General features: G+C 69.1%; 11 protein-coding genes. 1 reads left to right on the plus strand and 10 read right to left on the minus strand.

Features of this window, described 5'->3' with window-relative positions; all coding sequences use genetic code 11:
• Nucleotides 1–182: 182 nt before the first annotated feature.
• Nucleotides 183–878, plus strand: a complete 696-nt coding sequence (nucS, locus tag AC2W7A_RS05785; RefSeq protein ID WP_485990512.1) for an endonuclease NucS — start codon at nt 183–185, stop codon at nt 876–878.
• An 18-nt stretch (nt 879–896) separates the two neighbouring features.
• On the opposite strand, the gene AC2W7A_RS05790 is transcribed toward nucS, so the two are convergent.
• From AC2W7A_RS05790 to AC2W7A_RS05835, 10 genes are all read right to left on the minus strand, one after another.
• Entirely contained in the window at nt 897–1,313 is a 417-nt protein-coding gene (locus AC2W7A_RS05790; RefSeq protein ID WP_485990513.1) for a DUF2550 family protein, read from the minus strand.
• 26 nt (nt 1,314–1,339) lie between these two features.
• Nucleotides 1,340–1,615, minus strand: coding sequence for a F0F1 ATP synthase subunit epsilon (locus AC2W7A_RS05795; protein WP_485990514.1), 276 nt, complete (start codon nt 1,613–1,615; stop codon nt 1,340–1,342).
• Nucleotides 1,616–1,620: 5 nt separating this feature from the next.
• Nucleotides 1,621–3,078: a F0F1 ATP synthase subunit beta gene (atpD, locus tag AC2W7A_RS05800; RefSeq protein ID WP_485990515.1), complete on the minus strand. Its 1,458-nt coding sequence runs from the start codon at nt 3,076–3,078 to the stop codon at nt 1,621–1,623.
• A 50-nt stretch (nt 3,079–3,128) separates the two neighbouring features.
• On the minus strand, nt 3,129–4,022 hold the full coding sequence (locus tag AC2W7A_RS05805) for a F0F1 ATP synthase subunit gamma (RefSeq protein ID WP_485990516.1): 894 nt from the start codon (nt 4,020–4,022) through the stop codon (nt 3,129–3,131).
• A gap of 74 nt (nt 4,023–4,096) precedes the next feature.
• Entirely contained in the window at nt 4,097–5,731 is a 1,635-nt protein-coding gene (gene atpA, locus AC2W7A_RS05810; RefSeq protein ID WP_485990517.1) for a F0F1 ATP synthase subunit alpha, read from the minus strand.
• Between the two features lie 97 nt (nt 5,732–5,828).
• Nucleotides 5,829–6,644 carry a F0F1 ATP synthase subunit delta gene (locus AC2W7A_RS05815; RefSeq protein ID WP_485990518.1) on the minus strand — a complete coding sequence of 272 codons (816 nt, stop codon included), beginning with the start codon at nt 6,642–6,644 and terminating at the stop codon, nt 5,829–5,831.
• Nucleotides 6,641–7,195 carry a F0F1 ATP synthase subunit B gene (locus AC2W7A_RS05820; RefSeq protein WP_485990519.1) on the minus strand — a complete coding sequence of 185 codons (555 nt, stop codon included), beginning with the start codon at nt 7,193–7,195 and terminating at the stop codon, nt 6,641–6,643. Before AC2W7A_RS05820 ends, AC2W7A_RS05815 begins: the two co-directional genes overlap by 4 nt.
• Before the next feature lie 91 nt (nt 7,196–7,286).
• Nucleotides 7,287–7,502 (minus strand): ATP synthase subunit C, encoded by a 216-nt coding sequence (locus AC2W7A_RS05825; RefSeq protein WP_067189194.1) that lies wholly within the window; start codon nt 7,500–7,502, stop codon nt 7,287–7,289.
• Between the two features lie 155 nt (nt 7,503–7,657).
• On the minus strand, nt 7,658–8,467 hold the full coding sequence (gene atpB, locus AC2W7A_RS05830) for a F0F1 ATP synthase subunit A (protein WP_485990520.1): 810 nt from the start codon (nt 8,465–8,467) through the stop codon (nt 7,658–7,660).
• A 259-nt stretch (nt 8,468–8,726) separates the two neighbouring features.
• On the minus strand, nt 8,727–9,058 hold a 332-nt coding region (locus AC2W7A_RS05835), incomplete at its 5' end, for a Cg1360 family ATP-synthase-associated protein (RefSeq protein ID WP_485990521.1).

Here is a 9,058-nt window from a genome sequence, read left to right on the forward strand (position 1 = left end):
GGAACGGGGCATGCCCACCATGCTCGCACACGGACCCGGTGGCGGTCCGGGGCCGGGCACCGGGATCCGGGCACGGCCCTGCGTGGGAAGCCCGCTCCGGTGCACCGGCTGCCTGCGGACCGGTGCCGCACACGCCCCGAGCACAGCGCCGGTCGCGTACGGCGCCCCACTACACTGGCCGGGTGCGTCTCGTCATTGCCCGCTGCTCCGTCACCTACGAGGGCCGCCTCAACGCCCACCTGCCCACCGCGACCCGCCTGCTCATGGTGAAGGCGGACGGCTCGGTGCTGGTGCACTCGGACGGCGGCTCCTACAAGCCCCTGAACTGGATGAGCCCGCCGGCCACCCTGCATGTGGAGGAGCCGAGCGAGGACCAGGCGGCCCAGGGTGTGCAACAGGTGTGGCGTGTGCAGGCGAAGAAGAGCGACGACCGCCTCGTGGTGCTGCTGGAGGAGATCGTCTCGGACACCGCCCACGACCTCGGCGTGGACCCCGGCCTGGTCAAGGACGGCGTGGAGGCGGACCTGCAGCGGCTGTTGGCCGAGCAGATCACCACGCTCGGCGACGGCTGGACGCTCGTCCGCCGTGAGTACATGACCGCCATCGGCCCCGTGGACATCCTGGCCCGGGACGGAGCCGGTTCGACCGTGGCCGTGGAGCTCAAGCGGCGCGGGGACATCGACGGCGTAGAGCAGCTGACCCGGTACCTCGAGCTGATGAACCGGGACCCGCTGCTGGCCCCCGTGACCGGCGTGTTCGCCGCCCAGCAGATCAAGCCGCAGGCCCGCACGCTCGCGGAGGACCGCGGCATCCGGTGCGTCACCCTCGACTACGACGCGATGCGCGGAGTGGACGACGCGGACGCCCGTCTGTTCTGAGCGCGCTCGCCGGTTGCGCTAGATGCGCCCGGAGTTCCACCACGGCTGGGAGGCCAGGGACGGGCCGGCCTCGATCCAGGCCCGCAGCCCGGAGGCGTCCGCCTCGTCCATGTCCAGTGTGAAGGACACAGCGGACTCCGACACCTGGACCCGGACCGTGGTGTCCTGCAGGCCCTCCGCCTCCACGCGTTCCAGGTCGAGGCCGCAGCGCTGGGCCGACCAGGCCGGGCGGACGACGAACGAGTCGCGGCGGAAGAGCCGGAGGGTCTCGTCGTCGTAGCGGCCGATCACGTGATGCCGACGGCCCCGGGAGTCGGTGCCGACCGCCGGGAAGGTGCCCGGGGACGCCATGAGGGCCCGGCGCCGGATCAGCCACACCAGCAGCAGGATCACTCCTGCCGCCACTGCGACGATCACCGGCACCGGGCCCTTCATGTGTGCGGTCCCCAGCGGTGAGCCGGTCAGGCCTGCTTGCCAGAGCCCATGCGGGCGCTGGTCGCGGCGATGACGACCTGGTCGTTGTCCACGGAGAAGAATCCACCGGCGGCGTGGGCCGTCACCGTGGAGCCGTCCGTGGTGCGGACCACGACCTCGCCGTCGCCGAGCACGGCGAGCAGCGGGGTGTGGCCGGGCAGGATGCCGATCTCACCGTCGATCGTCCGCGCGGACACCGCGGAGGCGGTGCCGTTCCACACGGAGCGCTCCTCGGAGACGATCTCCACCTTCAGCTCTGCCATGACGATCAGCCCTCAGCCTGGATCTTGGCCCACTCGCGCTCGACGTCGTCCATGCCGCCGACGTTGTAGAAGGCCTGCTCGGCGATGTGGTCGACGTCGCCGTCGCAGATCGCCTTGAAGCCCTCGACGGTGTCCTTGATGGACACGGTCGAGCCCTCGACACCGGTGAACTGCTTCGCGGTGTAGGTGTTCTGCGAGAGGAACTGCTCGATCTTGCGGGCACGCGCCACGGTGATCTTGTCCTCCTCGCCGAGCTCGTCGACGCCGAGGATCGCGATGATGTCCTGCAGCTCCTTGTTCTTCTGCAGGATCTGCTTCACGCGGATGGCGGTGTCGTAGTGGTCCTGGCCCACGTACTGCGGGTCGAGGATGCGCGACGTCGAGGCCAGCGGATCCACGGCCGGGTACAGACCACGCGAGGCGAGGTCACGGGTCAGGTTCGTGGTGGCGTCCAGGTGGGCGAACACGTTGGCCGGAGCCGGGTCGGTGTAGTCGTCCGCCGGGACGTACACGGCCTGCATCGAGGTGATGGAGTGGCCGCGGGTCGAGGTGATGCGCTCCTGGAGCACACCCATCTCGTCCGCCAGGTTCGGCTGGTAGCCCACCGCGGAGGGCATGCGGCCCAGCAGGGTGGAGACCTCGGAGCCGGCCTGGGAGAAGCGGAAGATGTTGTCGATGAAGAGCAGCACGTCCTGGTTCTGCACATCGCGGAAGTACTCCGCCATGGTCAGCGCGGACAGGGCCACGCGCAGACGCGTTCCCGGCGGCTCGTCCATCTGGCCGAACACGAGGGCGGTGTCCTTCAGCACGTCCGCCTCGTCCATCTCGACCCAGAGGTCGTTGCCCTCACGGGTACGCTCACCGACGCCCGCGAACACCGAGGTGCCGCCGAAGTTGCGGGCCACACGGGTGATCATCTCCTGGATGAGCACGGTCTTGCCCACGCCCGCGCCGCCGAACAGGCCGATCTTGCCGCCCTTGATGTACGGGGTCAGCAGGTCGATGACCTTGATGCCGGTCTCCAGCATCTCGGTGGAACCCTCGAGGGCCGCGAAGGACGGGGCCTGGCGGTGGATCGGCCAGCGCTCGGTCACACCGAGGGAGTCGATCGGGGTGTCCAGGGTCTCGCCCAGCACGTTGAACAGGTGGCCCTTGACGACGTCGCCGACCGGCACGGAGATCGGGGCGCCGGAGTCGGTGACCTGGGCGCCGCGGACGAGGCCGTCGGTGGACTGCAGGGAGATCGCGCGGACCATGTTGTCGCCCAGGTGCTGGGCGACCTCGAAGGTCACGACGCGGGTCTGGCCGTTGAGGGTGAGCTCGGCGGTCAGCGCGTTGTAGATCTCCGGCATGGCGTTGGCGGGGAACTCGGCATCGATCACGGGACCGATGACGCGGGCGACGCGCCCGATGGCACCGCCGGTGGAGGCCCCGGTGCCCTGATCGTGGATGGTGGCAGTCATCTCTCTCACTTCTTATCGTGTGTGGATGGCGGGTCTGATGGCGTCTGCGCTCAGGAGTTGTTGAGCGCGTCGGCACCGGCGATGAGCTCGGTGAGCTCCTGCGTGATCTCCGCCTGGCGAGCGTTGTTCATCAGGAGCGTGTAGTCCTTGATGAGGTTCGTGGCGTTGTCGCCGGCGGACTTCATCGCGCGCTGGCGGTTGGCCAGCTCGGACGCGGCCGCCTGCAGCATCGCGTTGAAGATGCGGGACTCGATGTACTTCGGCAGGAGGGCGTCGAGGACCTGCTCCGCGTCCGGCTCGTACTCGTACAGCGGCAGGACGTCCGACTCGTCGGTCACCTGCTCCTCGACGACCTCGAGGGGCAGCAGGCGCACGACGTGCGGGTTCTGCTTGACGAGCGACACGAACTCGGTGAAGACCACGTGGATCTCGTCCACGCCGCCGGCGGCGGTGTCCTTGAGGAACGCCTCGACGAGGGTCTCACCGATCTCCTTGGCGCGCTCAGCGACCGGGGCGTCGGTCTGACCCGTCCACACCTGCACGTACTCGCGGCTGCGGAAGTCCAGGTAGCCCTGTGCCTTGCGGCCGAGCACGTAGAGGTCGATCTCCTTGCCCTCGTCGGTGAGGTGCTGGATGAGCTCCTCCGACTTGCGCAGGACGTTCGCCGAGTAGGCGCCGGCCAGGCCGCGGTCGGAGGACATGATCAGCACGGCGGCCCGGGTCGGGTTCTCCGCCTCGGTGGTCAGCACGTGGTCGATGTCGTGCTGGGACGAGACGGCGGAGACGGCGCGCGTGATCGCGTTCGCGTACGGCAGCGACTGGTTGACCCGCTCGCGTGCCTTGGTGATGCGGGACGTGGCGATCAGTTCCATCGCCTTGAAGATCTTCTTCATCGACGACGTCGATGCGATCTTCTGACGGTAGACCCGGATCTGGGCTCCCATGGTGGTCCTTTCCTGGCGGAGGGGCGGCGGCCCGGCGCCGGCGTGACGCCGGGCCGCTCACCTCACCTCTGCGCTCAGCGCTTCTGCTTGGTGATCTGCTCCTGCGCGACCTGATCCTCGTCGATCGCCTTGTGCTCCTCGTTGCCGGCGGCGACGCCGTCCCGGTCGGAGGGCTCGAAGTTCTTCTTGAACTCCTCGATCTCGGCGGTCAGGGCCTCGAGGGTGTCGTCCTCGAGCTTGCCGGAGGAGCCGATCGCACCCAGCACCACGTCCTTGCGGCGCAGGTGGTCGATGAACTCGCGCTCGAAGCGGAGGACGTCGTCCACCGGGACCTCGTCCAGGTGGCCCTTGGAGCCGGCCCAGATGGAGACGACCTGGTCCTCGACCGGGTACGGCATGTACTGCGGCTGCTTCAGGAGCTCCATCAGGCGCTCACCGCGGGCGAGCTGGCGGCGGGTGGCCGGGTCCAGGTCCGAGGCGAACATGGAGAACGCCTGCATGTCACGGTACTGGGCCAGGTCCAGCTTCAGGGTGCCGGAGACCTTCTTCATGGCCTTGACCTGGGCGGCGCCGCCCACGCGGGACACGGAGATGCCGACGTCCACGGCCGGACGCTGGTTCGCGTTGAACAGGTCCGACTGCAGGAAGATCTGGCCGTCGGTGATGGAGATGACGTTGGTCGGGATGTAGGCCGACACGTCGTTCGCCTTGGTCTCGATGATCGGCAGGCCGGTCATGGAGCCGGCGCCCATCTCGTCCGAGAGCTTGGCGCAGCGCTCGAGCAGCCGGGAGTGCAGGTAGAACACGTCGCCCGGGTAGGCCTCGCGTCCCGGCGGACGGCGGAGGAGGAGGGAGACGGCGCGGTAGGCCTCGGCCTGCTTCGACAGGTCGTCGAAGATGATCAGGACGTGCTTGCCGCCGTACATCCAGTGCTGGCCGATGGCCGAGCCGGCGTACGGGGCGAGGTACTTGAAGCCGGCCGGATCGGAGGCCGGGGACGCCACGATGGTGGTGTACTCCAGTGCGCCCTGCTCCTCGAGGGTGGCGCGGACGCCGGCGATGGTGGAGGCCTTCTGGCCGACGGCCACGTAGACGCAGCGGACCTGCTTCTCCGGGTCGCCCGACTCCCAGTTGGCCTTCTGGTTCAGGATGGTGTCCACCGCGATGGCGGTCTTGCCGGTCTGGCGGTCGCCGATGATCAGCTGGCGCTGGCCGCGGCCGATCGGGATCATGGCGTCGATGGCCTTGATGCCGGTCTGCAGCGGCTCGTGCACCGACTTGCGCTCGGTGACGGTCGGGGCCTGGAGCTCGAGGGCACGGCGGCCCTCGGCCTCGATCGGGCCCAGGTCGTCCAGCGGCTGACCCAGCGGGTCCACCACGCGGCCCATGAAGCCGTCGCCCACGGGCACGGAGAGGATCTCACCGGTGCGGTGCACCTCCATGCCCTCGCGGATCTGCTGGAACTCGCCCAGCACGACCACGCCGATCTCGCGGCTGTCGAGGTTCTGGGCCAGGCCCAGGATGCCGTTCTCGAAGCGGAGGAGCTCGTTCGCCATGACGGAGGGCAGGCCCTCCACACGGGCGATGCCGTCCGCGGCGGTGAGCACGTGGCCCACCTCGGTGCGGTCTCCGCCGGTCGGTTCGTAGGATGCCGCGAAGTCGTTCAAGGCATTGCGGACATCGTCGGCGTTGATGGTCAGTTCGGCCATCTGCAGTCCCTGCTCTCTGTTGCTCTGGCGATCATCGACGGGACGATGATGCAGCGGTTCGTAAGTGTTCCGTCTCCGGTGCGGCGGACCCGGCGGGTCAGCCGGCCATCCGGCGCTGGAGGTCGTTGAGTCGGCTCGACATGGACGCGTCGATCACGTCGTCGCCCACCTGCACGCGGATGCCGCCCACCACGGTGGGGTCGACGGTCACGTCCAGGACGAGCTCTCGGCCGAAGGCGCGGTCCAGGCCCTGGGACAGGCGGTCCTGCTGGGTCTGGTCGAGCGGCTTGGCCACCGTGACGTCGGCGATCCACTGACGCTGGCGCTCGGCCACGACGTCGGCGGAGTCGCGCACGGCGCGGAAGGGCTTGCGGCCGCGGGGCGCCTTGACGGCGCGCTCGACGAGCAGCTTGCCCGGCTCGGTCGCGTCCTCGCCCAGCAGGCGGTGCGCCAGGGCCACACGGGCCTCGGCCGGTGCCTGCCGGTCGGTCAGCGCCCACTGCACCTCGTGCGAGGCGTCGGCGGTGCGGTTGAAGCCGAGCAGCTCGCGAGACAGGCCCGCAAGGCCCTCGTGTCCGCCGCGCTCGGCCTCGGCGGCCGCTGCGTGGGAGGCAACGACCTCCAGTGCGTCGCCGAGATCCCGCTCAGCCGACCAGCGACGACCGGCCAGGTCCTTGAGGACCTGCAACGCACCGGGGGTCACCCGGGTGCCGAACAGGGAGTCGACGAGTCCGTGCCGGCGCTCGGTCGTCCAGGCGGGGTCGGTCAGGGCGCGGCGCACGGGGCCGTGCTCGTCCACGACGTCCAGGGCGCCGAAGAGCTCGCGGGCCAGGGCCACACCGCCCTCGTTCAGCACCGGATCCACCGCCTGGAGGGCGGCGACCAGGGAGTCCCTCGATGCACCGGTCATCATTCGGACACACCTGCGCTCTGGTGCTTGTCGAGATCAGCCAGGAAACGGTCGACCACACGCTGGGAGCGGGCGTCGTCGTCCAGGGACTCGCCCACGATCTTGCCGGCCAGCGTGGTGGCCAGGGTGCCGACCTCGGAGCGCAGCTGGGTGGCGGCCTGCGCACGGTCCGCGGCGATCTGGGTGTGGGCCTGCTCGGTGATGCGGTTGGCCTCCGCCTGCGCACGCTCCTTGGCGTCCGCGACGATCTGGGCGCCCTCGGTGCGGGCCTCCTCGCGGATGCGGTTGGCCTCGTGGCGGGCGTCCGCGAGCTGCTGCTCGTAGTCCGCCATCATCGCGTTCGCCTCGGCCTGGGCCTTCTCGGCCTTCGCGAGACCGCCCTCGATCGCCTCGACGCGGTCCTGGTAGGACTTCTCGAGGGCCGGGACGATGAACTTGATGACGATGAACATCAGAACGGCGAAGCCCACCGCGACGACGAGCATCTCCCACGGGTTGGGAACGAGAGGATTGGCACCCTCAGACGCGCCCAGGATCAGTGCAGAGCTGATCATGTTTCAACCATCCTTCGGTCATGAGTCCTGAATAGGAGGAGCTGCCGGGCCGACCCGTGGGCCGGCCGACGGCTCGCTGGACACGGGCGCGTCAGGCGCCGATGACGAAGGCGAAGACCAGGCCCAGGATGGCGAGGGCCTCGGCCAGCGCGAAGCCGAGCAGGGCGATCGGCTGCAGGATGCGCTGGGCCTCCGGCTGACGGGCGACGCCGTTGATGTAGGCGGCGAAGATGAGGCCCACGCCGATGGCGGAGCCGATGGAGGCCAGGCCGTAGCCGATCATGTTGAGAGAACCGTGGAGATCCATGGTGTTCCTTTCACAATGCCGGAGTCGGTCCCCGGCAGGGTCGGAGGGTGTTCCCGATGTGGCCCGGCGTTCGCCGGCATCGAGAAGTCTCTGGGATGGCGGCCGGTGGCCGCCGCTCCGTGGCCGGTGCGCTCAGGCTGCCGGCCCCGGAAAACTCAGTGGTCGTTCGCCGCGATCGCGCCCTGGATGTAGATGGCGGTCAGCAGGGTGAACACGAAGGCCTGCAGGTACATGATCAGCAGCTCGAGGAAGTACAGGGCGACCGAGCCGATGATCGCCAGGACGCCGGCGCCCTGCAGGAAGAGGGAGCCGGACTCCATGATCAGGTAGGCGGCGCCGGTGCCGGCGAGCATCACGATCATGTGGCCGGCGAGCATGGTCGCCATGAGACGCAGGGAGTGGGTCAGGGGGCGCACGATGAAGTTCGAGATGATCTCGAGCGGCACGAGCAGCGGGAGGATCCAGCCGGGGACGCCGGACGGGACGACGGCCAGCTTGAAGTACTTCGGACCGTGGTGGCGGATGCCGACGCCGATCCAGATGACGTAGACGATCAGCGCGAGGGCGTAGGCCGCGCCGGCGTGGGAGAACGACGGCAGCTGCAGCAACGGGATCGCGCCGAAGATGTTGTTCACCAGCACGAAGAAGAACAGGCCGAACAGCAGCGGCACCCACGCCTTGAAGTCCCGCTCGCCGAGGATGTCCTTGGCGATGGAGTTGCGGACGAAGGAGTAGCCGGACTCGGCGAGCCACTGTGCCTTGCCCGGGACCAGCTTCGGCCTGCGCATCGCGAGGGCGAAGAATCCGGAGATGAGGACGATCGACAGGATCACCATCAGCATCTGCTTGCCGAAGCCGGTGCCGTACTCGGCACCCCACGGCAGGATCTCCGGCAGGTGGGCGTCGCTGATGCTGGGCGGCGTGAAGCCGGCGCTGGCGACATTGGCGAGCACGAGGGAAAGCACGCGGGTCCTCTCTGGAGTGATGCGTCGACGGGCCCGGCTGCCGGCTCCCCCATCCGCGCACGTGAGAACGACTCTCGGCCGCTCTGCCATGGGGAGATGTGGTCGCGCACGGCGGCACCTTCGGCCGTCGATTGTGATCTGCAATAACGATACCAAAAAGATGTCCCTGCGAACGAACTGCAGAGGCCGTGGGGAGTGTGGTGCTGGACCCATTTCGGCACCGCACGGACGCCCCTCCGCCGGGCCGTAGAACGATCGGTCAGTAGATGCTGCGTCGGGTACGCGCGAAGATCAGCACCTCGGCGGCCTGCCAGACCACGATCGCCACCAGCGCGGCCACCCCGGCGGCCAGCGGATCGAGCCAGTCCGGGCGCGGCACGAGGGACAGGACCAGGCCGTAGAGAACGATCTTCAGCACGAACGCGCCGATGCTCAGCACCATGACCATCTCCCGCTGCCGGTCCCAGAGCCAGGCGATCAGGGCCAGTGTCACCGCGGAGAGCAGCAGCACCAGTCCCCCGCCCAGGCCGGCGGAGGCCGCAGCCGCTCCGCCGTGCAGCAGGCCGGCCACGAGCGCGCAGAGGGCCACCG

Source organism: Micrococcus sp. LASM2_SD2 (assembly GCF_057364565.1).